The sequence below is a fragment of the Acidianus manzaensis genome, assembly GCF_002116695.1.
In the GTDB taxonomy this organism is placed as follows: domain Archaea; phylum Thermoproteota; class Thermoprotei_A; order Sulfolobales; family Sulfolobaceae; genus Acidianus; species Acidianus manzaensis.
In genome coordinates this window covers 489,645-516,194 of record NZ_CP020477.1, presented here as the reverse complement: position 1 = coordinate 516,194, position 26,550 = coordinate 489,645, and the positions used below count along the sequence as shown (strand labels likewise).

25 protein-coding genes are annotated in these 26,550 nt (G+C 28.2%); 11 read left to right on the top strand and 14 right to left on the bottom strand.

Going from position 1 to position 26,550, the window contains the following annotated elements:
* Window positions 1–2 precede the first annotated feature (2 nt).
* Genes B6F84_RS02305 through B6F84_RS02295 form a run of 3 tightly spaced genes read right to left on the bottom strand, consistent with a single transcriptional unit; the run spans window position 3 to window position 1,445 of the window.
* Window positions 3–809 carry a gamma-glutamylcyclotransferase family protein gene (locus B6F84_RS02305; RefSeq protein WP_148690731.1) on the bottom strand — a complete coding sequence of 269 codons (807 nt, stop codon included), beginning with the start codon at window positions 807–809 and terminating at the stop codon, window positions 3–5.
* Window positions 810–814: 5 nt separating this feature from the next.
* Complete coding sequence (locus B6F84_RS02300) at window positions 815–1,096, bottom strand: hypothetical protein (RefSeq protein ID WP_148690730.1); 282 nt, start codon at window positions 1,094–1,096, stop codon at window positions 815–817.
* Window positions 1,080–1,445 (bottom strand): NfeD family protein, encoded by a 366-nt coding sequence (locus B6F84_RS02295; RefSeq protein WP_148690729.1) that lies wholly within the window; start codon window positions 1,443–1,445, stop codon window positions 1,080–1,082. The genes B6F84_RS02300 and B6F84_RS02295 overlap by 17 nt, the downstream gene beginning before the upstream one ends.
* A gap of 34 nt (window positions 1,446–1,479) precedes the next feature.
* Between B6F84_RS02295 and B6F84_RS02290 the strand changes: the two genes are divergently transcribed.
* The 3 genes from B6F84_RS02290 to B6F84_RS02280 all read left to right on the top strand — a co-directional run bounded on the left by B6F84_RS02290 (window position 1,480) and on the right by B6F84_RS02280 (window position 4,258).
* Complete coding sequence (locus B6F84_RS02290; RefSeq protein ID WP_148690728.1) at window positions 1,480–2,796, top strand: thermopsin family protease; 1,317 nt, start codon at window positions 1,480–1,482, stop codon at window positions 2,794–2,796.
* 24 nt (window positions 2,797–2,820) lie between these two features.
* Entirely contained in the window at window positions 2,821–3,618 is a 798-nt protein-coding gene (locus B6F84_RS02285) for a slipin family protein (protein WP_148690727.1), read from the top strand.
* Window positions 3,619–3,859: 241 nt separating this feature from the next.
* The gene (locus B6F84_RS02280; protein WP_148690726.1) at window positions 3,860–4,258 is read left to right on the top strand and encodes a rhodanese-like domain-containing protein; all 399 of its coding nucleotides are present in this window, start codon (window positions 3,860–3,862) and stop codon (window positions 4,256–4,258) included.
* Between the two features lie 251 nt (window positions 4,259–4,509).
* Here B6F84_RS02280 and B6F84_RS02275 read toward each other — a convergent pair whose 3' ends face one another.
* Complete coding sequence (locus B6F84_RS02275; protein ID WP_148690725.1) at window positions 4,510–4,869, bottom strand: DUF2203 domain-containing protein; 360 nt, start codon at window positions 4,867–4,869, stop codon at window positions 4,510–4,512.
* Between the two features lie 57 nt (window positions 4,870–4,926).
* Window positions 4,927–6,909, bottom strand: a complete 1,983-nt coding sequence (locus tag B6F84_RS02270) for a 4Fe-4S binding protein (protein ID WP_148690724.1) — start codon at window positions 6,907–6,909, stop codon at window positions 4,927–4,929.
* A 298-nt stretch (window positions 6,910–7,207) separates the two neighbouring features.
* On the opposite strand from B6F84_RS02270, the gene B6F84_RS02265 reads away from it, so the two are divergent.
* Window positions 7,208–9,541, top strand: coding sequence for a M1 family metallopeptidase (locus tag B6F84_RS02265; protein WP_148690723.1), 2,334 nt, complete (start codon window positions 7,208–7,210; stop codon window positions 9,539–9,541).
* Here B6F84_RS02265 and B6F84_RS02260 read toward each other — a convergent pair.
* Together B6F84_RS02260 and B6F84_RS02255 are read right to left on the bottom strand one after the other, a co-directional pair.
* Entirely contained in the window at window positions 9,527–10,219 is a 693-nt protein-coding gene (locus B6F84_RS02260) for a hypothetical protein (RefSeq protein WP_148690722.1), read from the bottom strand. The genes B6F84_RS02265 and B6F84_RS02260 overlap by 15 nt on opposite strands.
* A gap of 12 nt (window positions 10,220–10,231) precedes the next feature.
* Window positions 10,232–11,284, bottom strand: a complete 1,053-nt coding sequence (locus B6F84_RS02255) for a TIGR04084 family radical SAM/SPASM domain-containing protein (RefSeq protein ID WP_148690721.1) — start codon at window positions 11,282–11,284, stop codon at window positions 10,232–10,234.
* Window positions 11,285–11,406: 122 nt separating this feature from the next.
* Here B6F84_RS02255 and B6F84_RS02250 point away from each other — a divergent pair, with 122 nt between their 5' ends.
* The gene (locus B6F84_RS02250) at window positions 11,407–11,826 is read left to right on the top strand and encodes a hypothetical protein (protein WP_148690720.1); all 420 of its coding nucleotides are present in this window, start codon (window positions 11,407–11,409) and stop codon (window positions 11,824–11,826) included.
* On the opposite strand, the gene B6F84_RS02245 is transcribed toward B6F84_RS02250, so the two are convergent.
* The 7 genes from B6F84_RS02245 to B6F84_RS02215 form a co-directional block, all read right to left on the bottom strand.
* Complete coding sequence (locus tag B6F84_RS02245; RefSeq protein ID WP_148690719.1) at window positions 11,823–12,386, bottom strand: hypothetical protein; 564 nt, start codon at window positions 12,384–12,386, stop codon at window positions 11,823–11,825. The genes B6F84_RS02250 and B6F84_RS02245 overlap by 4 nt on opposite strands.
* 84 nt (window positions 12,387–12,470) lie before the next feature.
* A complete protein-coding gene (locus B6F84_RS02240; protein ID WP_148692807.1) occupies window positions 12,471–13,529 on the bottom strand; it encodes a glycosyltransferase family 2 protein in 1,059 nt (352 codons plus the stop codon).
* 19 nt (window positions 13,530–13,548) lie between these two features.
* Window positions 13,549–14,205, bottom strand: coding sequence for a hypothetical protein (locus B6F84_RS02235; protein WP_148690718.1), 657 nt, complete (start codon window positions 14,203–14,205; stop codon window positions 13,549–13,551).
* Window positions 14,202–14,837: a thiaminase II/PqqC family protein gene (locus tag B6F84_RS02230; protein ID WP_148690717.1), complete on the bottom strand. Its 636-nt coding sequence runs from the start codon at window positions 14,835–14,837 to the stop codon at window positions 14,202–14,204. Before B6F84_RS02230 ends, B6F84_RS02235 begins: the two co-directional genes overlap by 4 nt.
* A complete protein-coding gene (locus tag B6F84_RS02225; protein ID WP_148690716.1) occupies window positions 14,834–15,553 on the bottom strand; it encodes an SDR family NAD(P)-dependent oxidoreductase in 720 nt (239 codons plus the stop codon). The genes B6F84_RS02230 and B6F84_RS02225 overlap by 4 nt, the downstream gene beginning before the upstream one ends.
* Window positions 15,554–15,562: 9 nt before the next feature.
* On the bottom strand, window positions 15,563–17,506 hold the full coding sequence (locus B6F84_RS02220; protein WP_148690715.1) for a thioredoxin domain-containing protein: 1,944 nt from the start codon (window positions 17,504–17,506) through the stop codon (window positions 15,563–15,565).
* Between the two features lie 36 nt (window positions 17,507–17,542).
* Window positions 17,543–18,208: an LPXTG cell wall anchor domain-containing protein gene (locus tag B6F84_RS02215; RefSeq protein WP_148690714.1), complete on the bottom strand. Its 666-nt coding sequence runs from the start codon at window positions 18,206–18,208 to the stop codon at window positions 17,543–17,545.
* A gap of 529 nt (window positions 18,209–18,737) precedes the next feature.
* Between B6F84_RS02215 and B6F84_RS02210 the strand changes: the two genes are divergently transcribed.
* The 6 genes from B6F84_RS02210 to B6F84_RS02185 are packed head-to-tail and all read left to right on the top strand — an operon-like array spanning window position 18,738 to window position 26,472.
* On the top strand, window positions 18,738–19,628 hold the full coding sequence (locus tag B6F84_RS02210; RefSeq protein WP_148690713.1) for a tRNA guanosine transglycosylase family protein: 891 nt from the start codon (window positions 18,738–18,740) through the stop codon (window positions 19,626–19,628).
* On the top strand, window positions 19,603–20,178 hold the full coding sequence (locus tag B6F84_RS02205) for a DUF5591 domain-containing protein (protein ID WP_148690712.1): 576 nt from the start codon (window positions 19,603–19,605) through the stop codon (window positions 20,176–20,178). The genes B6F84_RS02210 and B6F84_RS02205 overlap by 26 nt, the downstream gene beginning before the upstream one ends.
* A gap of 27 nt (window positions 20,179–20,205) precedes the next feature.
* Window positions 20,206–21,819, top strand: a complete 1,614-nt coding sequence (locus B6F84_RS02200; protein ID WP_148690711.1) for an ATP-binding protein — start codon at window positions 20,206–20,208, stop codon at window positions 21,817–21,819.
* Window positions 21,816–24,812, top strand: a complete 2,997-nt coding sequence (locus B6F84_RS02195) for a hypothetical protein (protein WP_148690710.1) — start codon at window positions 21,816–21,818, stop codon at window positions 24,810–24,812. The genes B6F84_RS02200 and B6F84_RS02195 overlap by 4 nt, the downstream gene beginning before the upstream one ends.
* Window positions 24,809–25,480 carry a hypothetical protein gene (locus B6F84_RS02190; RefSeq protein WP_148690709.1) on the top strand — a complete coding sequence of 224 codons (672 nt, stop codon included), beginning with the start codon at window positions 24,809–24,811 and terminating at the stop codon, window positions 25,478–25,480. Before B6F84_RS02195 ends, B6F84_RS02190 begins: the two co-directional genes overlap by 4 nt.
* Entirely contained in the window at window positions 25,477–26,472 is a 996-nt protein-coding gene (locus B6F84_RS02185; RefSeq protein WP_148690708.1) for a DNA double-strand break repair nuclease NurA, read from the top strand. Before B6F84_RS02190 ends, B6F84_RS02185 begins: the two co-directional genes overlap by 4 nt.
* The last annotated feature ends 78 nt before the right edge of the window (window positions 26,473–26,550 follow it).

Sequence of the window (26,550 nt, the reverse complement as noted above, 5' to 3'; positions counted from 1 at the left end):
CATCACTGTAATCCAGTTGATGTAGAGTTTTTCCATTTTCTACTTAATCCTTTTTTAATTATATTAAGATATTCTTCTGAAGGTTTTTGTTCATTTTCTTTATAATCAGAAACATAAGCTTGGGCATAATATTCTTTTCCATTTTTATCCTTAACTTTTATAACTTCCCTAACATATTTAATTAGATGTTCTTCTGCTTTGTCTAGCGCATTCAATTCGTCTTCATAAATAACATAGATATAGCCTAATACTTTACCTCCTTTATGCTCTTTCATATTTGCACAATATCCGTATTTGCATTTTATATTGAATATTATTTCATAATCTTCTGCGTATGCTTCAATTTCCTTTAATATTGTTTTTACTTTTCTTTCCTTTAATACTTCTTCATTTGTGTTTTCTGCATAAGCAAAATAGTTTACTATACTAGGCATACCTGCCCATCTACTATAATCTCCATCTTCTATCTCATGTTTATCATCTATAATTTGATTATATCTATATAAATAAACGTTATTTAGCCTATATTTTCTTTTTTGATCAAAAAATACTGTAGTAGTTTCTCTTACATATAAATCATCTGGTCTACCCTTGAAATCTTCTACTTCATCTAATAATCTTATTAGATTTTCATCTACTTCATATACTTCTCCCCATATTATTCCATCTCCTTTAATTACTCCAGGATAATTTCCTATATCATACATTTTGTAACCTTCTGCAAAGGCTATACCTACAAATCTACAACTTTTTAGAAAATGATGTAGTTCAAATCCATATCTTAAGCTTCCATAAGCTAGCAAATACATAGGTATCACTCCAGAGATTCTATCCAGAATTCTAATTCGTCTAGATTCATTTTTCTTATTAACTTATTGTCTTCTGTTTTAATTTCAGCTTTTTCTATATCTATATGATCATTACTCTTTCTTCCAGTAATAACTATTATCCTTGAAGTCTCTTCATCCTCTTCATTACCTGAGGCTTGGGAAATAGATGGGGTAAAATAAGTTATTATAACATTTTCTCCATCTTCTATAACAGAATAATTAGGTAAATTCCTTATTTTCTCCAATGAGTTAAATGATAACTTCATTACTTTTCTTTTTTACTATAAGATTTAAATCTTGCATGCCTATTACTGTAACTTCGTCTCCTGATGCTATATCTTCTTTAGCTATAGCTTTCCAATATTCACCTTCTACTATTACATATCCAGTATGTCCAGCTTTAATATCATCTACTGCTTTTCCTGACTTACCTACATAACTATATAGATTTCTTTTTCTGGTTTTTATTATTACATAAAACATCCTATATGAAAGAAATCCTATAATAGCTAGAGAAGGTATGTCTATTATAGGATCTGAAATATATCCGGTCACAACTAAGACAATAATTAATACTATAATAACTACTATAGGAATTACTATGTGAGCAACCACATTTTTATAATAGATTTTACAGATATAAACTTACATGTCAGTTATCAAAGCATTTCTAATACTACTTATTGTTTTGCCTTTACCTTTATTCTCAGCTACTCTAATGTATTCTTCAGTGTTACCCTCGTCAGCATATCCTACAGGAATTACTTTCTATCCTTTATCTTCGCCTTTCTATACTACTTTTGTAAAAGGAACAGTATCAATACAGAATCTAAGCATAGGAAAATCTTATCTTCCTAATGGGCAATATTTCACTTCAGGCAATGCGTCATTGCAACTTAACGTAATGATTGATGGGGCCTATTGGGCTCAAGATGTTGCATTATTTCATGAAATAAATTCTAGTGAGTTTGAAGTAACTATGGTAGTCAACTTCTGGAACTTGACTGGACCTTTTACTGTATTAAAAGCAAATGTTACTACCTATGATGGTTTAGGAGTATTTTGCTATCAAGGTCCTACATTTAATATTACTCTGCCTGCTCATATTTCATTATTTATGAATACTTCAAATGGATTAAAGTTTGGGTATTCGATAAATGGATCTCGTATTGTATATCTAAGTTTGCCTTATTTTGGAAACTTCGAATTAGGTAGTATTTCTCTTGCAGGAATACCAAACGATCTAGAATTAGTTTGGGGAGGTCCTGGAGGAGGTAGTATAGTGTATATGTCAGGAAATATGAATGAAGAGCTTTATTATCTTAATGGAGATTCACTGGTAGTTCCCTATGATGCTATTTCAGTAGGTTTAGATACTGCAGAAAGTGCTTACGGTATAGCATCTTATGGAAACATTACTAGTATACTTCATCCTAATGATGTGATAAGTAATGGTGTTAATTCTCCTTCAGTAATGTGGCCAGTACAGCCTACTATTTCCATTACTGTAAATAAAAACGTAAAGTATGTGAATATGAGTATTAATGGTCATAAATTAAGCTATCAAGAAGTAGAAATTCTAGTTCCGTCTTTAAGTTCGTCTTCATCTCCTATACCACTTACTTCTGTGATTGCAAGTAATTATACTGTAAATGGAGTGGCACAATTTAATATTTCTAATCAAAGTCTATTTATAGTATATTATCCTGGAAATTTTAGTTTGGCTCCTACTTATATTATCTCTTCACCAGTATTATCTAAAATAGTTTCAAGCTTTACATCTGCTTATACCAAATTGGTTAATTTTCTAAAAACTTATAATTTTAAGAAATCTTTATCTTCAGCTTTTAATAAAATAAAATACAAATCTTCTGGAGTAAGTGTAAATTATATACTTTTAGAATATATTGGTGCTTTTGCGATAGGAGTTATAATTTCTGCAATATTAATAAAATATAAGTTTTAAAAACTTTAAAGACAAACATATATTATGTTAGTAAGTTTAATTATCGGATTAGTACTACTGCTAATAATTATCTTAGTATTTATAGGGATGTCTTTAAGGCAGGTAAAAGAATGGGAGAGAGCTGTAGTTTTAAGATTAGGAAGAGTATTAGGAATTAAGGGTCCTGGTATAATATTTTTGATACCTTTTGTAGATAGACCAGTAATCGTGGATCTAAGAATACGAACTGTAGATATTCCTCCTCAAACTATAATTACTAGAGATAATGTTACAGTTTCTATAGACGCTGTAGTTTATTATAAGGTGGTAGATGCTATAAAGGCTGTTTCAATGGTATATAATTATAATCAAGCTGTTATTAATATAGCTCAAACTTCACTAAGGGATATTGTAGGTCAGATGGAATTGGACGAAGTACTGACAAAAAGAGACGAAATCAATAAAAAATTGCAAGAAATATTAGATTCTTATACTGAAGGTTGGGGAGTAAAAGTCACATCAGTAACTGTTAGGGATATCAAAATCTCTCCAGATTTGCTATCAGCTATGGCCAAGCAAGCTGAGGCAGAGAGACAAAGAAGGGCAAGAGTAATAGTAAGTGAAGGCGAAAGGCAGGCATCTAGTATATTAGCTGAAGCATCAAAACAGTATAAAGATAATCCTCAAGCTCTACAATTAAGGTTTTTAGAGACGTTAACTGATATTTCTCAAAAAGGAGGCTTAATTATAGTAGTACCTGCAGGCCAAGAATTATATCCTACTATATCTTTAGCTACCTCAGCAGGAGAGTATTTAAGACAAAGGATAAACCCTCAATCTTAAAAATAAAGTTAAATAAGAAAACTAATATATGAAAATCTTATTTGGAAAATATCTGATTAAATGGTATTAAAGCTTTTTATATATTAGTTTTATTTTTAGAATAAAATTTTCTATTATTGAATATTAGATATGTTAATTAGTTTAGAAGTTTACGAAAGATTTTTATATTTTTTTAGAATAAAAACTTTCTACAATAATTTCAAAAGAAAAGATTTTTAACTTACTTTAACATTGTTAATCTATGCAACTCATTCAAGAATATACAAGCCCTTACTACAAGCATATTATAAGTCTTCCTCCATCATCAGTTAGAAAACTATGGAAGAAAAATGAGATAATTCTTATAGATGTTAGAACTCCTCAAGAATATGAAGATCATCATATACCTGGATCTATCTTATTACCGCTAGATTATTTAGAAGCTCTATCTAAATTTTTACCTTCAGATAAGGATGTAGCAGTAATTTGCGAGCATGGAAATAGAGCCATGTATGCTACTTATGGTTTGCCACATATATGGAAGAGAAAAGCTATTCATATGCAATATGGAATGGTAGGGTGGATGTCAATGGGATATGAAACTGATTATGGGATGGATGAAAATGGAAGAAAATGGGAAGAATGGCTAGATAAGATTTAATCAAGAAGAGTCTCTTTATCAAATAAATATAGACAAATGTCTATTTCTTCAATATCCAAGAGTTTTTAAAGTTATCTGCTAAGTATTATATGATGTAAGATGGAAATGGATTTAGAAGAATATTTAATAATGTATGCTTATTCACAGTGAAAATAAAGTAATATTTTTATTATATGTTCCTAAAATTTGTGTAAAAATATAACTTTATTATATTTTATATTATTTGAATATAAAGATTGTGATAGAATAAACTAAGTATAACTTAAGATATTTTCTTCCCCGCTAATTCTCTTTCTTCCTTTATATCCTTCTTCCAAATAATGCCAATATAATATTTTATCTTCTCCTTCTCTCCAACATAAATATGCTGGTCTATCATTTATTATAGCTGGAAAATCCAAAATCCCTAGATCTAAATCCCTTAATATTATTCCTTTTTCAGTAATTTCTTTTATTATCTGATCAATTCTGGATACATAAGCAGATAATGCATCTTTGTTTCCTTCCATTAGAGCTTTTTCTGTATTATATTTTAATTCTTTCATTTCTTTTAGTTTTTCTTTTATCCATGGTAATAATGAATTAGCAGAGTCTACATCAAAGTAAATCATAATAAAAAGTATAGTATATAAAAAATAAAAATGTGATGAACCTTACAAGGGCTGATTTCATGATGTAAATGCTTTCCCTGATCTTCTAAAGTAGCTAGTTATATCTATAATTTTTAGATTATTATATGGGCAAGCTTCTACGCAATCACCGCATCCAACACATGCTATTCTATTACTGTATCCATTAGATAAGATATCGGCTTTTATTGGAATTTTTATTGGACAACTTTTTTCGCAGTTAACTGTAGTACATTCTTTGCAAGTATCTATTGAATTAGCTTCTATTTTAAATAATATTTTGTTAAATAATCCAGTAAATGTTCCAAAACCGCACCATCCTTGTCTTGCGCAAGAATATGTTCCAAATATTGGCGTTAAAAAGAAGAAGAACCACCAAATATAACTTAGAGTAAACATTCCGTAAAAATCAAGTAATGATATTTGTATTCCTTCTATAACTGGATTTTTCTCAATGCCTAGAAAGATAAGTGATGAATATATGAATACTAGAATCATTATGCCTAATATTATCCATCTTAAAGATTCCCATATTTTGGTACTTTTTTTGGGCTTAAATTGATCGTAATAAGTATTTATCCACATATGGGCTGACATGCAAACTAAATTACAATATGCTCTTCTCCCAAATAATGATGAAGCTATTACTATTGCTATAATAGAAATCCCAAAACTCAATAAGCTTACTGAGAAAGAAGGATTTATATCAGAGAGCATATCGCTCATTCCAAATATATATGTTGGAGTATAGTATGGTAATATCCAGACAAATATTGGTATTCCTACTAGTATTGCTAAACTCCAAGCTCTAACTTTTAATTGTTTACTGCTCTTAAATCTTTCATATACAAGATAACTCATTTCTGCTCCCATCATTACTACATAGAAAGGCATCATTGTCGTCATCATTATTAGCATATAACTTCCCCAGAAGCTTGCAAAAATTATGTTATGAGACTTCATAATAGCTTGTTTAAATGCGATAGTAGTCATTGTCCACGGATTTGTTGGGAAGATCCACCAGAATGAATTTGATAGTGGACTCCATATGAGCATATGAATTCCTGACATAATCATCATGTGGTGCATTATTTTCACTCCCATTGGAGCCCATAATCCGTTTGTTATCTCGAAGCCCATGGTGCTTTCTCCAAATCCCATGGTTAATTCTGCTAAGTTTATTAATATAACAAAAGTCAGCGGATATTTTAGGGACATTTGAATTTTCTTCCGATTAAAACTATATAATATTAGAATAAAGTACCAGAACATAGAAATAATCATTGCTAATGAGATCATGTATAGGTCTTTAGAAGTAGCGTATATTGATAGACCTAACATCATTAAGAAATCTAATAATCCAAGGGATATGGAAGTCAATTGAGCATTAAAAGTAAGTTTTTTAGATTGTATTAAATATAAAGTAATAATATTTATTATCATTATTATAGAAGCTAATAGAGAAGCCATAAGTTCTGCATACGCGGAAAATTGAATGAATATATTTGGCATAAAAGCCATAGATACAGCAAAAGTAAATAATGAGATTTCTTCAATTTTCTTTACTGGTGCTAAAGCAAGGAAAAATATTGCATCTGCCATCATCATTATGCCAAACGCTATATTACTTACAGATGATAATAACGGATTAATATGTGGTCCGAAAGCTGATGAGAACGAATACCCCATAGCTAGTTCGTCTAAAACAATAGTTATAGATAATGTAATAGATGATGTTTTGTCTTCTCTCCAGTGAGTTTTATAGTCTTTCACGAGTAGTGAAAGTAGTATAGGTAATGATGCTATAATTAAGGTAATTGGTTCTATCAATATTGAACCGTGATAAAATAATATATATCCTATATCAGCAGCTTCTGTAGCCATATATAATAATATTGAGCTTACGAATAGTACTGCTCTTCTTGATACAATAGAACTTCTAAGTAAGTAGTACAGAATAGTAAAATCTGCTATCATCATTCCAACGATATATACGATGATTACCAATTGTAGGCTATTCATAATTATAATCATAATCTAGCACTTAATAAACTTCAATTATTATCGTTACAATATAGATAATAATTTAACTTTTTTAACTTTTTCTTATAATTATGATCTTTATTTTTTAAAATAAATCGTTTAGTTAATATATGCACTAGAATTTGTATTTTAGTTATAATACACGTCTTATTTATATTTTTTATATAATAGTATTTTATCTGTATATTTTAGTTATATGAAACATGATAATCTTTATGGTAAGTTATCTAGAAAAATAGTACAGCAATTTTTTAAATAGATACAATTATGTTGTAATATGCAAATAAACTATTACGATGTTTTTATAGATTTTGATTTTAAGGGTCTAAAATATTATGGTCATGAAAAAATTCAACTTCAAACTGATGATAAATTAGTATTAGACGCTGATGGTATTGAAGTAAAGAAAGTTTCTAGTAACGGGAATAATATTCCTTTTGTTATTGGCGAAAAGAGTGTAACTATAAATACTGGAAATTTTTCTGGAGAATTAGAAATTGATTTTGAAGGAAAAGTAAGGGATGATCTAGTAGGAATTTATGTTGCTCCTTATGATAGTTCATATATTGTTACTACTCAATTTGAGTCTTCTCACGCTAGAAAATTCATTCCATGTGTTGATAATCCAGCATATAAGGCAGAATTTAAGTTCACAATAAAGGTGGATAAAGATTTAGATGTTATTTCTAACATGCCTATACAAAGAATAGAATATGAAAACGATAAAAAAATAGTAGAATTTTTGAAAACACCAAGAATGTCTACGTACTTAATTTACTTAGGAATAGGCAAATTTGAAGAGTATTATGATTATTCAGCAGAGCCTACAGTAATAGTAGCTACAGTACCAGGCAAAATATCTAGAGGAGAGATTCCTGCTAGCTATGGTAGGAATTTCATTAAATTTTATGAGGAGTATTTCGGCATAAAGTATCCCTTACCGAAGGAGCATTTAATTGCTGTACCAGAATTTGCATTTGGAGCGATGGAGAATTGGGGTGCAATAACATTTAGAGAAACTGCACTTTTAGCAGATAAAAATTCTAGCATAAGACAGTTAAGAAGAGTGGCAGAAGTTATAGCTCATGAGTTAGCGCATCAATGGTTTGGAGATTTAGTTACAATGAAGTGGTGGAATGACTTATGGTTAAATGAAAGTTTTGCGACATTTATGAGCTATAAGGCAGTAAATTGGTTAAAACCAGAATGGGATTTCTGGGGTAATTTCATCTATGAGGAAACTAGTGGAGCTATGATAAAAGATTCATTACATATAACTCATCCTATAGAAGCTAATGTAAAAAATGTAGAGGAAATAGAGGAAATATTTGATGATATAAGTTACGGTAAAGGTGCTAGTATTCTAAGAATGATCGAATATTATCTAGGAAATGAAGATTTCAGAAAAGGAATTTCATCATATTTAGAATCCCATAAGTTCTCTAACGCTGAAGGAAAAGATTTGTGGATAAGCTTAGAAAAGGCTTCAGGAAAACCAGTATCTAAAATTATGGAATCCTGGATAACTCAAGAAGGATATCCAGAAATCGATGTTAAAATTGATGGTAATACTGTTATTTTTACACAAAAAAGATTTTTCCAAGATGGTAGCGAAGATAATAAAATTTACTTAGTTCCATTGACATTTGAGATTAATGGCAAAAAATATAATATGTTATTAGATTCGCAGAAGCAGGAGTTTAAAATAAATGAATCAGTAAATTCAATAAAGGTTAATTTAGATAAGTCAGGATTTTATAGAGTATACTACGATAATATAGATAAAATCGCTAATCTAAATTCATTGGAAAAATTTGGCTTAGTAAATGACTACTTTGCGTTTTTACTTTCTGGAAAGATAAATTTTGATCAGTATAAGAAAATTGTGCTAACTATGATGAACGAAGATAATTATTTACCTGTTTTAGAACTTTCATCTCAATTAATGACTTTATATCTCATAAATAAACAGAAATATGGAAAAATAGCTGTTGACTTTCATAAATCGCAAGAAAAAATATGGTCACAGAAAAAAGACGAACTAGGTAAGATAACATATGCAAATATTCTAGAGAATTTAGTACTTATGGATAATGAATTTGCAATAGAATTATCTAAAAAAATTAATGAAAATATAGATACTGAAATAAAGGACGCTGTGCTTATGGCATATGCTAGAACTTATGAAGAGAACGCTTATGAAAAATTGTTAGAGTCCTACAAAAAAGAAAAGTTTGATGAAGAAAAGCAGAGATATTTAAAGGCGCTACTATCATTTAAAGAATCGTATTTAGTAAATAACACATTAAGCTTAAGTCTTATTGGACTAATTAAAAAACAAGATATATTAAGAATCTTACCACTTGCTGCTCGTAATCTAGAGAGTAGAAGAGCAGTATGGGTATGGCTAAAAACATATATCGATGAGGTTAGAAAAGCCTATCAAGGCACTGGAATATTGGGTAGGATTCTATCAGATACATTACCTATTTTAGGTCTAGATAACGTTAATGATGTAGTTAATTTCTTTAATGAGCATAGTATTCCGGAGGCTAAAAAGGGCATACAACAAGGTCTAGAAATGCTTAAAATATTATCAAGACTTACTTAAATTTAATATATAAGATATAATTTTTAATGCTTCGCTTTTATTTATTTCTTGGAAATAATGGAAACTATTTTTGTTATAATTTGGAGTATAACTTGTTATAACTGCTTTATCATCGGCAATAAGTATTGTAAAGCTTAGTTCTATACTTTCAATTATATGAAGGTTCTTTTCCAATTTTTCTCTAATTGTTTTTATATCGTTAATTTCTCTTTGCAAATTCTCATTTTCTATACTTAACTGATTAATTATATCTTTCTCTTTTTTTGTAAAATATATAAAAGTTGATATATCTATAATAACAAAAACTATATACAAAATTATAGTAATAATATCTAGGTTGAGTCTGAAAAAAATTACTATAGAAAGAGAAATAGTTATAGCTAAAATTATATATCTTAATCTATCATAAATATTTGATTTTAAATTAAGATTTCTTACAGATTCTTGGAGTTTATTTTGATTTTCCTTGCCATATCCTTTCTTTAAATTTTCTAGATATCTAGACCAATTTTTATCTGAAGTTATTACTGTGACTTTTATTCCGCTAGCAGCTTTTCGGTATATTTCGTTCACTATATCTTCATTTAGTTTTCCACTAACTAAAAATATTGAATTTGTAGCAGATAGTAACATTGATGTAATTTTATTCATTATAATATTACATGATTCTATTATCATTACTTTTACCTCTTAAGGTATAACTTCTGTTGAATCTAAAGTTGGATCGTATTTGAGTTGGCTTAGTCTAATTATTCCATCTCGTATCAATTTATCTATTTCTGGAATAATTGAGATAACAATTTTTATATATTTTTTAGTTATTTCATCAACTTGTAAAAAGCCTTCTTCTCCCCAGTATTTTTCTTTCATTGAATATAAACATCTTCCACCACAGTAATTTTTTACTTCACATTTTTTACAAATATCTGGCAAAGGATCTTCAAGTAATTTATATCCAGATTTTACATTTCCTAGTACTGCCCATTCTTCTCTAACTGCTATTGGGCATGATAAAATTCTCCCATCTGTAGTTACTGAAACTGATTTATAACCTGCTCCACAAGGAGATCCTTTATAAGCTTCAAAATAATGAGCACTTATTAATCCTAAAATAGGAATTATCTTAATTACCTTCCCTTCCTTTAGCTTTTCCAAAAAATACTGTGTAAGAAGCTTAATTCCTTCAAGATATTTTTCTGACCAAGATTGCACATCCCATTTCTCTGTCCATATGACATTAAGTTGCCAATGTATCTTATCAAATATACCAAGATTAATTAGATGCATTACATCTTGATATATATCTGAATCTTGGGTTACTGTCATCCTAGCTATTGTTTCAATTCCTAGCGACTTAAGATATTTAGCATTTTTTACTACTACATCATAAATATTCTTGCCTCTATGCTTGTTCGTAATTTCTCTTCTTCCATCAATTGATAAAAGAGCTAAATTCATTCTTTTCCAATATTCTTCAGGGAGTAATTTTACTAAAGTTCCATTAGTTTGTATTCCATATCTATTAGCTTTTACATTATCCATAAATTCCATTATGAATTTTGGGTTAGAAAGAGGTTCTCCACCATAGAAAATTACTGTAGAGTTTTTATCTGATTCAACTAATTTTTTTATATTTTTTAGATCGTAATTTATTTTCCATGGTATTATATCTTTTGGAAATGATCCTCCACAATAGTCGCAAACTAGATTGCATTTACCCGAAGTAAATATTAACCATAGCACATAAGTAGATATACATTATGATTATAAAAATTTGAATCAATAAAAAGCCTAGTATTATTATATTTTATATATCATGTTTTTCTAGAAAAGATTTTTTTCTGAAAAGCAGATATGTAATTTAGATGGAAGTCAGAATATATAAAATATTAACTATTGTAGGTATAGTATTATTGTTAAGCAGTATATTAGTTGCAGATTTAATTTTACAAATTAATTCTCAGTCTTCAAGTTTTACTATTCCTTCTTCATCTACTCTTACTACAACAATTAACCCAGGATCTAAAGTTATAGTATTTTCTGCATCTGGAGTTGTATTTTATGGTCCTGCAATAGTCAATATACATAATACCTATATTCAACTTCCGAACAATAATGACACATTGACTATAGGAAATAATAATAGCAAGCAAGTATCAGTTTTTGAAAATATAATTAATATTCCTACTACTTTGTTTTTATTCATATTTCCTATTTTGTTTATAGGTGGAATTTTATTTATTATAGGAACCATAGTTTTAATGTATAAAAGAATTAAAGGTTAGAATTTCATTGCTAATTTTTCTGCTATATCTTCTTGTGCTTCTTTTATCCTAAAGTAAAGTGATAAAGCTCTAGAAAGGTTTTCCATAGCTTGATTTAGTATATTATTATTTAATGGTCTAGATATTTTTATTACAATTCTTACAGAATATTCATCATTATAAAATTCTATCCCTTTAGATTTTAATATATCGTTAACTAAATCTATCCCATTGAAAAATTCTAGGTTAAGATCATCTGCAGTATATAGTCTATCTTTATCTATACAAATAGTAATATTTTCTCTCCAATACTGTGGTTTATATAATACTTCTCTGAATTTATCTATTTTTTCCAATCTCTGGCTAAATGCCTCTTTTATTTCTTCTTTTACAGTAATTGGATATATTAATATTCCATATGTATCGAACTCTTTAAGTAAGTAGTTTTCATCTTTATTTGATATTATAGTCCAATCTCCTTCATCTAATATTCGATAAGAAGCTACAGACTCCCTTAGCTCGTATAAATTAAAGTGAATTTCTACTGTAGCTTCAGTTGTGGTCCTTTCATCATAATTCATGTAGTGCTCGACCTCATCACTTTCTATTATATTTAATCAGTATATGTTAAAAATTATTTCATCTATCAATGGGGTGGAACTTCATCACTTTATTACGTATATTTTATCGCGCCACGTTATTTTGTTTCTATTCCAACTTATAACTAGTATAAACCAAGCAAAAAATATTCCTAATATAGACATCAAAGATGGTAGTATAGCATTTTTGCCTAAGTATTTTCCTCTATTCAGATTTTTAACTATCCATAATATAAACGGAATAAATAAAATGACATTAAGGTTTATAATAGCTATAATAAATAGTAATAGCATTATAAATCCTATAACTAGAAATGCTTTCGCTCCTCTATATGAATAAATTTTCACAGTTAATACTTGCCTTGATGCCCATTTGACTAAACTATGTTCGTCATAGATATTTAGCGGCACTGCTTTCCCTATAAATCCTATTGTGCCATTACGCTCTTTTACTATTCTTGTCAAAGTACAGTCATCACACCATTCTTTACTTAATTCTGTTATTACATTATTATCTAAAAAATCTCTTCTAAAAGCCATAGATCCACCCCATAAGAATGTTCCTTGAAGTGCTTGGGATTCAAATCCTAGAGTCCAAAAGCCTGCTCTTATTAAATTAGATAACGAAAGTTTAATAGGATGCGCAAACGAGAACGTTGTAGTGGCTGTATACATACTTAATGGGGCTATAAGCTCTTTCAACCATTTCTTATGATAAAAAGTATCTGAATCTCCAAAAACTATAATATCTCCTTTGCTTTGTAATAAACCAGAAATTTGAGCTTTTATTTTTCCGCTACATTTATCACATTGATAATAACTTTCAATAACTTTGACATTAAACTTTTTTAAAATTTGTATGAGTTCTCTTTTATTTGGATCATCTGGATCTATTACATAAATTACTTCGTATGGAGTAAATTCTTGATCTAAAATAGATTCGATATTTTCTTCTATATTTATATCAATACCTCTAACTGGTATTATTACACTTACTTTTCCAGAAAAGTTTCCTTTAGGCTCTATAAAAAATTTTTTATTCTCCTGATATATCTGAAATATTAGACCAAGATCTAATAATATTGATATAAAATCAATAACATATATTATAATATTCGCCAGCATACAGTTTCTAATTATTCTGTTAGAGGCTGTTAATAAGATTTTCAAGATATTTCTTAATATCAGTATATTTTCTATCTAATGTATGAAAATTTGTGATTAAATTTTTTGTTTCATTTAAATTTTCTGTCCAGCTTTCATTATCTGTTGAAAATAATATGTCGATTTTTTTGGAATCAATCCAATTGATCGTTTTTATATATTTATTTTGTATTCCTAAAGCCAGTTTCAATCTTTTTTCAGTTGCAAATTTTGGATCATTTTTAACAAAATCTCTACCGAGATCGTATTCTAGATAATTCACGTTAAAGTCTAAAATTTTCCTTAAATCTATAGCGTCACCATTAAACATGTTAACAAAATCTTCCGTTACAGATGTGGGTATATCATATCTTAGCTTTGTAGTTTCCAATTCTTCTAAAATATCATTTTTTAAAGGAGATAATAAATTTACTAGTTCGTTTCTTGCATCATTACCTTTTTTTACATCTAAATTGTTAAAATCAAATAACCTATCATTAGAGAACGATAGCCTATAATTGCTAGAAAATAATCTTACATTGCAGTTATTATCATTTAAATGAACTTCAATGACATGACCTTTACTATTACAGTAGAAATCTAGGTTTTTTAGATCACAGATTAATTTAATGTTAAATTCTTTTATCCATTCTGTCATTGTATATCAGTCTCTACTCTATTTAGTGCCGATTCCCAGAATTTTATTTCAAATTTTACACTATCAATGAATGGTATTTTTAATTCTTCTCTGTACTGTATAGAGTCTAAAGCATCAAGAATAGCATCTACTCTTTTTTTGTATTCATCAGATGCATAAAATTCGGCCCATTTTGAATATAGTTCATTTGGCGAATCTTTAACATACGTTCCTATTTCATAGTAGCCCCACATACATGGACTCCATGATGCTAGAAAGTAATCCCAACCTAATGTAGCATAATAATATAGGTGTCTAGTGTATGCATAGTTAGAAACTGAAAATCCTGTTTTAGAGATTTCTTCGTGTGTAATGCCTATTTTAGATAATAACCAAGAATGCACTTCCATTCCTTTATCTCTAGTCTCAAATATAATACTTAGAATATTACTTACTTTGTCAATAGGTCCTTTATTTGACGCTGTTAATAAACTTTTTAACATTATTTCAACATATTTTGAATCTTGTATTAAATAATATCTAAAAGTATTAATATCTAAACTTCCATCTTTCATTTTTTGTAAAAATTCATGCCTGGTATATTTGTTCCACAAATCGCCTGCGCTTTCTTTTAAAATTTCGCTTGTTTTCATTTTAATCTAGCACCTCCATCTACTGGAATAACTACGCCATTTATCCATTCCGCTTCATCACTTATTAACCAAACTAGTATTCTGGCAAAGTCCTCTGGCGGTGCTTTTACATCTCCTAATTTTCTTTCTGATTTCCAATTTCTTTCTGGTTCAAAATTTCCATAAATCCAGCTAGGAGCAATGCTAACTACTCTTATTCCTTTATCTAATAGTTCACTAGCTATTACTTCTGTAGCTTTTGCTATTCCTGCTTTTGCTATAGAATATGATAATTGATTAGGTAATGCTTTATCTATTCCTCTAAGAGCAGATATTAATACTATAGTAGATCCTTGATTTAAGTAGTTTAATGCAGAAGAAATAACATATAGAGGATATTTAATATGATTATTTATCATCTCGTCAAGACCTTTTAAATTATAGATATCATCTTCTATATATCCACCTATTAGTATGTATAATCCATCTATTTTCCCTCCAAATATAGTATAAGCATTTTTTATTAATTTACTTGCAGAATCTATATCCTTTATTTCTTCTGATATGTAATTAATTTTACCAAATTTTTCCAGATTTTTCTTTATTCTTTCTAATTTTTCCGAATTTCGTGCAGATATTATTACTTCTGCTCCTTCCTTCAATAGAAAATATGCTAATGCATATCCTAAGCCTTCACTTACTCCTACAATTAATACTTTTTTATCTTTTAGCCTCATACTTCATATTTAGATTTCCTTAGATTTAAGGAATGAGTTTATTTTTTCTCCTTCATAGATCGGCATACTACATGTAGTTCCTATGCATATGAAAGCTCTACTTTTACCTTTACCGTAAGTAATCATGCTTCTTAAAGTAGAAGTAAGTCTATCTTTTACATCATCAGAAATTTTTTCCACTACCTTTAAAGGATAATACGTTTTAAGCGAATAATCGTGTAATCTTTCTGCATTTCCGTCTTTCTCATCGATTATTACTATATGGGCTATTCCTTTTATTAAACTTCCAGCAGAAATTAAAATTCCTGAAACTGAAGAAGGATCAAGGTTAGAAAATTTAGAAATTATATTTTCGTCTATTTTGATATCAGATATATTTGAAAGCTTTAACAATCCTTTTATGGCTAGTGAATTAGGAGATTCATTTGGCATATCAAAAACTGAGAGATCCTTATTATCTTTACTTTCTATAAAACCGTCGGCAGTAAGGAAATCTTTCATTATTTTTTCTCCTAACTCAATAGACATATTATAGTATTTTTCTGAGGAAGTTACTTCATAAGCGGCAATGCTAGCTAATAATGCAGTAGCATAATCTTCTAAAATTCCTTCTTTACCTCCTTTTAATCTTCTAGTAATTATATTATTATTGATATTATTTACAATAGATAAAGCGTCCTGGACGTTAGTTTTAGAGAATAGTAATACTTCAGCTAACTTGTAATTAGGATATGAGTATGTATTTTTATCTATGTTTGGTAATTTTCTATTTTTTTGTCTATACTGTAATAATATTTTCCTTAGAGATCTAATATAACTGATTAGTTCTGTCTTATTTTTATTCACTATCTTAGTTAAATCATTAAGGTCTTTTAACATTAGGACTTTTCTTCCTTCTACTTCTTCACATTCTGGTATGTTGAATATTTTTATACCTAGATTAAAATTGTCTCCAAGTGCATCTTTAAGTTCGTCCTCAGTCCATGTATAATATCCTCCTTCTATACCTTCACTGTCTGCATCTATACTATTGCTATATCCATCTGGATTTTTTAGATCTCTATTTAAGAAATCAAGTGTTAAATTGAATGCTTCTAAATATTCTATATCGTTACTTTGCAAATATGCATTATAATAATCCTCTAATAGTTCAGCATTATCTATTAGTAATTTTTCGAAATGAGGTACTTTCCATTCTCTATCTACTGTGTATCTATGAAAACCTCCTCCTACTTGGTCAAATATTCCTCCATAAAACATCTTTTTTAAAGTGAATTGGCTTAATTTTTCTCCTATGTCATCTTTTGTCCAATAAGAGTAAGCCCGCATAAATTCATCTACTTTAGGATGAGGAAATTTCATAGAATTTCCTAGACCACCATATTCAAAATCATAAGCCGAAGTTAAGATCGAAAAGGCAGATTCAATTAGATTAAAATTAAGAGAGTTGGATTTTACTTGTAAGTTTTCCTTAAAATCTATAGACACAGAAGCATTAAGTATCTTTTCCTTTTCTGTATTCCATAATCTTATAATTTCATTTAATAATTTCTTAAATCCTATTCTTCCATAAGAATCTTCTGGAGGGAAAAAAGTTCCTCCGAAAAATACTTTAGCATCTGGTGTCATGAATACTGTCAAAGGCCAACCTGATTCGCCAGAGATTTGGCTAACTAATAACTGAAGTTTTCTATCTATTTCAGGCATTTCGTCCCTATCTACTTTTATTGCTACAAAATTATTATTAATTATATTTGCGATATCTATATTAGAATATGTTTCATCATCCATTACATGACACCAATGGCACCATGAAGCTCCTACATCAACTAAGATAAGCTTGTTTTCCTTTTTTGCTTTAGCGAAAGCTTCATCTGACCACGTAAACCAATTAATAGGCTGATTAGAAGCTTCTCTTAAATATTCACTTTCAGAGTTAGCTAAAGAGTTCATTAAATATTATATGATATTATAAGACTAAAAAATTAGTTAGATATTTTTCTTTCTTTTAATAAAAAGATAAAAACCACCTAAAACTATAAGTATTCCTAGATATACTAAATCTTGTGATGAATTAATTCCTACATTATTAGGGTCTTTACTATGACCAAAAATCGCCGTAATCGTAGTTGAATTTTGAGCTATTATAAATAATGTAGGATAAGTCGATGAGTTATTCCAGCTGATAAATGAATCATGATCTGGTTTAGCATATAAAGTTAGTAAACTCCCACATAATACCTTTAAAGTAGTAGTTTTATTGATAATTATGCTACTACTATTAGGATAACGTATTTCAATTTTACCACTACCATTGATAAAAAGATGAATATCTATATAATTTGGTATTATAGTTATATTTATATTATTTATTTTGTAGGGAAAGAAAGTATATTCATTTGTAGCATTTCCATTTATTAGTACTTTATAGCCAATTTGAGTATTATAGACTATTATAGTAACACTAGTGTTAGGTAAATTTATTGTTGAGTTTTCCTTTATTGTTGATATAGTACCGTTATATTCCACAAAAACTAGAATTCCATTACTAGACATATTATGTTCATAAATCGATATATTTACATTATACGCTTGAATTTTTAGACTAAATACTAATATTACTAATGTTAAAAGTATTAACGCCTTTATTTTCATACTATTCAGTATAGGTAAATATAGTTGAGAGCCTTAACTGAATTTAAATAATTTAAGCAATAACTTAAACTCCTTTAGTTATCTTAGTCTTCTGACAATATTAAGGAAAATTTACTTATACTTTCAATTATTAATTAATCAAATATGGTCTTTATTTCTGTGTAGATTTAACAAATAATTGAAAATATCCTAAATTTAATGATTATTAGGGAAATCATTTCATTGATTAAGTATTAATTAAGAATCTCCAAATGCTTCATTATCCTTATATGAAGTCTAGAAGTTTTGAGTCTATAAATTATATTTAATATAAAAGAAAATATACAATTAGTCACTATTAATATCCTTAATATATTTTTGTTCTGCACTCTCTTCTTGCTAAGCTTAAATACTTTTTTGCATATTATACCATTGAATGAAGACCTCAACCTTACCTGAATTTATATGATGAAGAGTTGTTCCGCCTGATGTAAATATTTGCCGTATTATTGTTAACATAATGTAAAAATACCCTGGTATTACTTTAATTATGAAAGTAATACTTGGTTTGCCTGATTCTCGGATTCCAGTATGGGAATTAGGTACTCCTTTGATGATCAATCAACTATCATGGAATAAAATACCTTGGAATAATGAAACTTGGGTTGATAGTGGTGGATATCAGATTATGACTAAAGGAAAGAAAATAACAGTAGAAGAAGTTTTGAAGAAATACATGTCGCTACAGGCTTCAAATTTTATGAGTTTAGACTATCCATCATTTTGCTCTGAAGTAAACGAGATGAATTTTAAGAATTTTGAATTCCTCTATCCATATGTTAGTACAATACCTATAATTCACGCATATACTCCAGACTCTATAGATAAGAGTATAGATTTCTATAAGCAATACACTGATAAGATAGCGTATGGTGGTATAGTTCCACCATCTTTGAAAGGTAGTAAAAAAATAGTGACATTAATTTATCATTATTTAAGAAGAAAAATTAATTATATACACGTTCTAGGAGCTGGTTCGCCATATATGAGAAGCATATTTTTTAATGCTGATAGCGTTGATACAGCTACATATAGGATAAAGGGAGCTAATGGATTACTTTTGATTCCAGGTAAAGGAGAAAGGTACGTAGGAAACAGAAAAGTAGTATGGAAAGCAAAAAGAGCTACAAAAGATGAAATAGATTTTTTATTTGATTTTTTAGAGAGGACTCATTTTCCTTTTGAGATTGATATTACGAAATGGGAAAAAAGAGCGTTAATAAATGCATGGGTCCTATTATATAGTGAATATTCTTCTAAAGATTATAATATAAGATATTCTAAGGAAGTAGAAAAAATGGGAAACGATAGTTTAAGACAAGAAATTGAGGAGATGTGTAAAAAGGTGAGAAATAATGCAATGTCCGCCATTGCAAGGTGAAAGAGTAGTTAAAAGAGAAGGAGAAGATCCTTTTAAGCATCCAGTAGTCCAAAAGTGGCATGAGTATTTTCTAGAAAACTGGTTTTCAAACAAAAGAATAGCGTTTCTTCTTCCATGTACCTCAATAAAACCTTATAATAGGTCAGCTACACATAAGCTTGCCTATTCCATAGCTAAAAACATTGATTATATTCAATTTTATTCTGTATCTGAACCAATGTTACTAGTTCCCAGAGAGTACGAGAATTGCTATCCTTTCAATTCCTACGATTATCCACCTTCAATGATGACAAAAGAAGAAAAAGAAGAATTTATCAATCTTTTAGCTAGGGCATTAAAGCATATTTTTCCAATGCATGAAAAGATAATAGCAGTTTTACCAAAACATCACCTAGAAATTACACAAAAAGCTAGCGAAATATCTAATGTAAATATTGAATTTCATCCTTATGGAAGGCTAGCATTTAAGACAATAAGCAATACTTTAAATGAAATAATTATAGAAGATACTAATTTAACCAGTTTAGAAAAGATTAGTAATACTCCTTAAAAGCTAAATTATATCTATTCATAACTTATGTTAGATGAAGGAAAGACCATAGGGATTGTATTACAAAAAGGCGAATCTAATGAAGTTCAAGCTTTAATATCACCAGAAGTTGAGATAAATTCTGGTCAATTATTTATTATAAAAGATAATAATAAATTATCTTTGGCTAGACTTGATAACTATCAATATATAAACGAATTTTATGACGAGAAAATTCCAATAGTTAAAGGATTACTTACAGAAGATAAAACATTTGACATATTAAACATGAATACTGCAATTAAGGCTGAACTTAGTATAATAAAAAAATATAATCATAATTCGTCTCCGTTACCTGGTTCTTATGTTAAGATGTTACCAGAAAACAAAAATGAAGATTTTTTAAAAGAATTTTATGGAGTAGATCCTAAATCCTTTATTAAGTATGGAAGTTTTGCCGGTTCAGATATACCGCTTTTACTTGATTTGAATTCTATAACTATGCATTTAGGAATTTTTGGAGAAACGGGAAGTGGAAAGAGCTATGACATGAGATATTTAATTAGTTTACTTTCAAATATTAAAATTTCAGGTAAAACTACTGCTTTACCTATGATTATAATAGACGCTAATGGAGATTATACCGATTTTTCATCTATAAATATAGATTTAGTATCAGGTGGAAGAAAATGGATAAAAAAATATGTAATAAGAGAGCCTAAATCAGATCTAGAAACAAAGTTAACTATAGATTTGAGCTTATTTTCACCTAAAGATTTGTCTGAATTTATTATTTCATTAAAATATGGTGGAAATGATATAAATTCATTGCAAAGTAATTTATTAGATTATGTTCTTTCTAAACACGATAATAAAGAATATAATACTCTCTTAGGAAAAGAAGAAGGAATATCTCTACTCCAACAAGAAATTCAAAGTGAAAATTTGAAAGAAGTAGGGTTTAGCCCCAGTACAGGCAGAGCAGTTATTAGTGCTCTAGAAATTTTTAAAGATAGAATAGTAAAAAGATTTAAACTAGTAAGTAATTCCTCTTCAGTTAATGAATCTACTTTGGATATAATCTGGGAAAATAAAGGATTATTAATTATAGACTTTTCAGCTGATGGTTCTCCAGGCGTTGATATATCAACAAAACAGTTAATTGTTAGTTATATATCTAGACTATTATTAAATTACTTAACTAAAGCTAAATATTCTGGTTCTCAAAAACTTCTATCATTTATAATAGAAGAAGCACAAAATTATATTCCTTCAAATGATTATCCTATTTCAGCAAACCTTACTAAAGAAGCTTTAGTAACTTTAGCTACACAAGGCAGAAAATTCGGAGTCTCACTATTCCTAGTCAGTCAAAGGCCAGCATTTATAGATAAGTATGTACTATCTATGCTTAATACTTTCTTCTTTCATAGAATTTATCATGAAGATCTAAGATACGTTATGTCAGCCTCAGGTGGATTACCAGAATCGTTAGCTAAGAGATTAACTTCCCTAGAAACAGGATATGTAATAGTCTCCGGAGTTATGAGTGCATTAAAAGTTCCAGCATTAGTTAAAATACCATGGGATCCTAGGTTAGGGTTATACGCAGGTGCTGTGGAAAGAATTGATAGGGTTCTAATTGAAGATTCAATAAAATGACTTGCAATTATAGGATTAGTGAAACTGCAGCAGATTCTTCTACTTTGTACAAATTATATCAATGTATCACTACTAAAACTAGATATTTACAAAAATTAAGATTCTTTAACCAAATCGGATGGGAAATTAAAAGAATAGATAGTAATAGAGAATCTCCAGAAATAATCACAGTTTTAGCTGATTGGGGACAAGGAAAAAGTAGTTTCTTTGATATCGTTGAAGAAGCGTTAAAAGAAAGAAAAATTCCTATAGGAAAAATTTCATTTATAGACTTAGTAAAAAAGAATGATTTTAGCATAATAAAAGATAGTCCAGTTTATTTAATTGATGAAGTTGAGTCAAGTGTTGACTATGCGATATTCTCTAGATATCAAGATAATATTAGAGATTTCTGGATTTCAATTAAAGAATTAGCTAATTCAAAAGGAAACAATATTATTTATTTGTCTATGACTCCTAGCGCATATTCTAAAGTATTTGGAGTAGGAGGACAACTAAGTTTACTATTTCCAGAGACTTATTATTCTCTTATTCAAAGAATTAAAGTAATACAGATATATCCTCCAACTAAATTGGAATATCTATCTCTTTTTGATTGTTTATTTGAATTAAATTCTATAGATAAGAGCATCATTAAATATCTTGATTTACCATATTGGACTATTTCCCAAGAGAGAAGAAAATATGCTAGATTATTCAATGATATAATATGTAAAAGTCTAGAATCTGGAGATATACCAGAACAAATTTTTAAGGAAGTAGAAGCTTCAAAAGATCTAAACGACGAAGGAGAGACAATAAAACAAGAGATTTATAAAATCGAAAATAAGATGGATTCTAAAGAAGTAAAACAATTTCATAAATTATTGTTAAGTAGAATATTTACTATTGATGATAAAATTTCTATAAACAGCATAAACGGTAACATTGTTAAAGGATTTTTAATAGATTATCCTACATGGATGGAAATATCAAAGGATTATAAGATTCCTCAAGAGGTAGAAGATTTTCTAATTTATTATACTCCATCTAAGGACTTCGATAAAAGTCTCTATATTTTTATTTCAGATAATTTAAATAAGATAATCTATGAAGGAGTAAACTTAGGTAATTACCAAGAAATTTATGAAAAAGCAAAACTTTATTCAAAAATCGAAGCATACGCTTTAGACTGGAATTTCTTTGAATCAATAGTAAATACAAATATTAGTGGATTAGTAGTAGAATTTAAGAATAGAGAAATAAAGGAAAAAGCATTAAAATTCGTTAATGAAAGTTTACTGGAAATTTCTGCTGAAGTAGATTCAATAGAAGCCTTACTAAAATCAATGAATTTAGAAATCGAAGAGAAGTCATTTTCCAAGAATTTAAAATTAATAAAATTAAAATCCAATAAAGAGTATAATATCATTATATATAAGCCAAATAACGATTTGCAAAAGCTGTATGAAATTATAGGAAATGAAATAATACATGGAGCTATAATTTTAGGTAAAATAGATATAAACTTGGATAGTTTTTCAATTCCAGTATTAGAGCTTAATTTATCTACTCCCATTAGGAGACAATTACTATACTTACTTTTCCATTATCTACATCAAGAATCTACAAAAATAAAATATGATACTATACAAATAAGACTAGGCGAAGTAGTAAAAAACATCTCAGACTTACTAGATAAAATAACTGAAAACTTAACTATTCCGCAATTGCCCTTAGCTAAAGGAAATAAAAGGCCTATACAATCAATCAATTGGATACTATTTTCACCCTCAATATTTCCTCAAAACTACGAAAAAACGTTTATAGAAGTTAATGACATAGTTAATGATAAATTCAGAATTTTCGGTTCTAAACAGTTTCATTTGGAAGATATAGAAACTTCAGAATCTTTAAAGGAAGACATATTATCGTATTTTTACGATAATGGCATTATAAATATTAAAAATGACGTAATATATTATGATGATCTAGCAGGTCCTGCAGTAAAGAAATTCAGTAAAACGTTAGCAGGTTATCTTAAACAAAAAGTTGATAATCCAGAAGATATTGTTTTAGAATATATTTATTCTGTAACTGGAATAAAAGATGTAAAACCACGATTAAATCAAATAGTATATAAAATATTTGATAAATCCCCTTCACTAGATTTCTTTATATACTCTTCACTCTTCACTGGAGAGATAATCCAATATCTTAATTCAGATACTATTTATAAAAAATTAAAAGATAAAATTGATGAATATATATTGCAACTAAGAAACATAAATATAGATTTAGGTTACTTTATAACAGCTAAAAAACGTGATGCAGGAATTAGAAGTTTAAAAGATATGCAAACATCAATCTTAGATTACTATAAATCTTTAGAAACTGCAATAAAGAATAGCGATTATAAAAACTTCGTAAGACTTGGAATTACAATATTAATATTATATACCCTATTTATTGAATTTGAAAACAAAACTATAGATGCGCAAAATTTAATAACAAAAATCAAATCTGACATATTAAATAAAACTGACGCTATCGTAAAGGCAAAGAGATTTCTAAATATTCATGAAGAACTAGAAGAAGAAAAAGAAATAAATGAAATATTAAACGAAGACTATAATAAATATATTGACGAATTTCAAGAAATTATTAATAATCTTAATAAAAATAAGAAAACAGAAAGCTTAAAGGATTTTATTGATTCTATACAAAATATATCTGGTGTCGATAATAATAACTTATACTTGATTATTTGGGAAATATATAAGTATAGTATAGAAGGAAACATGATTCCCTTTTTTGATGAAATTAAGAACTCTAGACTATACAGAAATAGTCTAAGGCTAAGAGAAATCGGTTCAAATATTTCTAGATTAGAAACAGAATTAGAATCAATAGAAAAAATAAATCCAGAAATAAATAAACTTAAAGCAGAAGTTCAAAATCAAAAAGAAAAAATGAAACAATTAATTTCTGAAATAAAAGGTGAAATAAAATGAACTTAGTTGATATTCTTTTGATGCTACAAAAAGAGAAGAATTCCTTAGATTGGGCTCAACTTAAAGAGGAGTATTCAAGACAAGGTAAATTAATAGACGAATTAAGCCAAGCAAAACTTAGATTAAAGAAAATCAAGGATGAACTTCAAAATTGCTCTAATGAATTTACAAGTAAATACGTAACAACTATTTCAGACGCATTAAAGAAAATAGACGAAACTGACGATCCTTATTCAATAATTAATATAATAAATGAACAATACATTCAAGTAGAGAAATGTAAAAAGGAACTAAGCGATATAATTAACGAAAAGATAAAAAAATACAAAGAAATTATAGAAGCAAATAATGAAAAACTAAAGCTATACTCAAGAATATATATTACAATACTAGGGAAAAGTGATATTCAAATTCAATCTTTTCAAATATGTAATGATATTTCAAAATTAGAAAAAACCGCTAAAGAATCTGAGATACTTGTAGAAAAGACATATGAGAATCTTAAAGACGAATTAAAAGCATTACAAATGACTGATGAACAACTAAATCTGCTAATTGAATTACTTAAAACTGGTAATATAGTTATTAATCGTAAAAATGCGGATACTGTAATAAATCTACTGAAATTTCTATCTCAAAAAGGGATAATTTTGACGGTGAAAATTTGAATCCTGAAAAAATAATAGAGAAGATATCGAAGATAGCAGAAGATGAAGAGCAGAGAAAAAGAAAAATAGATACATTATTATCAATAATATCAGACGATATTTATTATCAGAATACTGATTTTACGTTCTATAACATAAGTGAATTACCTAGAAAACATACTGCTTGCGCAATAGATGGAAGTATGTATAAAGTAGATATTGATGATACAACCCTTGTAATTACTAGGGCAGTCAAAATAAAAGGAATTTATGGAGAAGTAAAAGAAATTCCACCTGAGATATTAGAAGATTTAAAGTTAGTTAGTGACTATTATGGTATTGATAAAGTAAATAAAGATGCAATTATTTCTATGTTGACTCTAGAAACTAATATGATAAAATCTTGCGAAGATTGTGATATAGTTTTTATTGATGGGCCAATAATAGATCCACCTACTTATGATGAAAATGATTGTCAGCTAAAAGACTTTGTAAACTATAGAGTGAATAGTATAAAGTCTATAAAAAAGAATATCATAGGAATAGTAAAAAGATTCAGTCAAAGATTTATTATTAATTATTTTATAAATAATGGATATTTACAACTTAAAGATGCAAGAGAAAGTTCAGTAATAAAAACTATATTTAAAAATTTAAGAGATAAATATCAAGACTACAATAATCCAAGATTTCTAGGATGGATAAGTTGGGACAACATAATACAACCATTAGAAGACCTTAAAGGTCTATTAAAATCGTATGAAATTTATGCTAAGAATGGTATAAAAATATTTTCTGGTTATTATCAGTATAATGCTATCTCACCCATTTCCAGAATAGACGTGATAAATAATCAAGATTTAAGTTTATTATCTTATATAAAATCATGGAGTTATCCATCAATAGAAGAGATTACTATTTTAAATAGACTAGCAGATGAAATATCAGGAATAAAAAAAGAAGAAGCAGAAGCTTATGCTAAATTACTTATGGTTGCAAAAGCAAAAATATGATGAAATAAGTTTACCTGAAAAAATGAGGATTCCTAGTCCATCTGAAGATAATCTTTTTAACGTAATTTCTTATTCACT